Genomic DNA, 1,824 nt, shown 5'->3' with positions numbered 1-1,824 from the left:
CCTCGCGCACGCGCCGCAGCGCCGGTCCGGTCAACTCGGCCTCGACCGACTGCTCGCGCATGGCGGTGGCGTCGGCGAGGCCGATGCCGTACGCGGACAGGACCCCGGCGAGCGGGGGCGCGATCACGGTGTCGATGCCCAGGGCGTCGGCGACCGCGCACGCGTGCTGGCCGCCCGCGCCGCCGAAGCTGGTGAGGGCGTAGCGGGTGACGTCGTGTCCGCGCTGTACGGAGATCTTCTTGACCGCGTTCGCCATGTTGAGGACGGCGATCTCCAGGTAACCGGCGGCGACCTGCTCCGGCGAGCGGGGGGCGCCGGTGGCCTCGGTCACGTCCCTGGCCAGTTCCGCGAAGCGCGTCCGTACGACGTCGGCGTCCAGCGGCTGGTCGCCTTCGGGGCCGAACACCTCCGGGAAATGGGCCGGTTGGATCCGGCCGAGCATCACGTGGGCGTCGGTGACGGTGAGCGGCCCGCCGCGCCGGTAGCAGGCGGGGCCCGGTACGGCGCCCGCCGAGTCGGGGCCGACGCGGTAGCGCTGTCCGTCGAAGTGCAGGACGGATCCGCCGCCGGCGGCGACGGTGTGGATGTTCATCATGGGGGCGCGCATCCGGACGCCGGCGACCTGGGTGCCCAGTTCGCGCTCGAACTCGCCCGCGTAGTGGGAGACATCGGTGGAGGTGCCGCCCATGTCGAAGCCGATGACGCGGTCGAAGCCGGCCTGTGCCGACGTACGGACCATGCCGACGACGCCGCCCGCCGGGCCCGACAGCACGGCGTCCTTGCCGCGGAAGTGGGCGGCCTCGCGCAGTCCGCCGTTGGACTGCATGAACATGAGCCGGATGCCGCGCAGTTCGGCGGCGATCTCCTCGACGTACCGGCGCAGGATCGGGGAGAGGTAGGCGTCCACGATGGTGGTGTCCCCGCGCGGGACCAGCTTGATCAGGGGGCTGACCTCGTGGGAGCAGCTGACCTGGATGAAGCCCGCCGCGCGGGCGGCGTCGGCGACGGCGGTCTCGTGGGCGGGGTGGCGGTAGCCGTGCATCAGGACCACGGCGGCGGAGCGGAAGCCGTCGTCGTGGGCGGCGCGCAGGGCGTCGGTGACGGGGGCCAGGTCGAGCGGGCGGACGGTGGCGCCGTGCGCGTCGATCCGTTCCGGGACCTCCACGACCCGCTCGTACACCGCCTCGGGGAGGACGATCCGGCGGTCGAAGAGCCGGGGGCGGTTCTGGTAGGCGATCCGCAGGGCGTCGCGGAAGCCTTCGGTGATCACGAGGACGGTGGGCTCGCCGCGCCGTTCCAGGAGGGCGTTGGTGGCGACGGTCGTGCCCATCTTCACGAGGCGGACCCGCTCGGCCGGGACGGGTTCGCCGGGGGTGAGGCCGAGGAGGAGCCGGATGCCGGCGACGGCCGCGTCCTGATGGCGTTCCGGCTGGTGGGAGAGGAGTTTGCGGGTGACGAGCCGGCCGTCGGGGCGCCTGCCCACCACGTCGGTGAAGGTGCCGCCCCGGTCGATCCAGAATTCCCAGCGTCCGGTACCGGTCATTCCCCCATTCTCGCAAGAGACGGCCCGGGTGCCCGGGCACCGAGCGCGGCGAGCGCGCCGGAGAGCGCGTGTTCGGCGTGGAGGTCGAGGCCGGCGGTGGTGCCCCTGGCCCAGTGTTTGACCTCGTCACCGGCGAGGCGCAGCAGCTCGGGCAGGAGGTCCTGGCACCGGCGTACGACCCAGCCGGTGCCCGCGGTGGCGAGCCAGGCCAGTGCGGCCGTACGGGTCGGGGGAGGCCGGTCCGCCTCCAGCGAGGGGGCCGGGCCCGGGGCGAGGCCGCG

1 protein-coding gene and 1 pseudogene are annotated in these 1,824 nt (G+C 74.0%); both read right to left on the bottom strand.

The window, feature by feature from the left end; all coding sequences use genetic code 11:
* Positions 1–1,543 (bottom strand): hydantoinase/oxoprolinase family protein (locus GT042_RS21095; RefSeq protein WP_161310288.1); only part of this gene is annotated, 1,543 nt, incomplete at its 3' end.
* Positions 1,540–1,824: pseudogene (locus GT042_RS21090) on the bottom strand (SGNH/GDSL hydrolase family protein); the annotation flags it as partial. The pseudogene GT042_RS21090 and the gene GT042_RS21095, both read right to left, overlap by 4 nt.

Origin of the sequence: Streptomyces sp. SID3212, assembly GCF_009865405.1 — a bacterium.
Classification (GTDB): domain Bacteria; phylum Actinomycetota; class Actinomycetes; order Streptomycetales; family Streptomycetaceae; genus Streptomyces.
The sequence above is the reverse complement of the archived record's forward strand: the minus strand, read 5'-3'. Positions and strand labels throughout refer to the sequence as shown.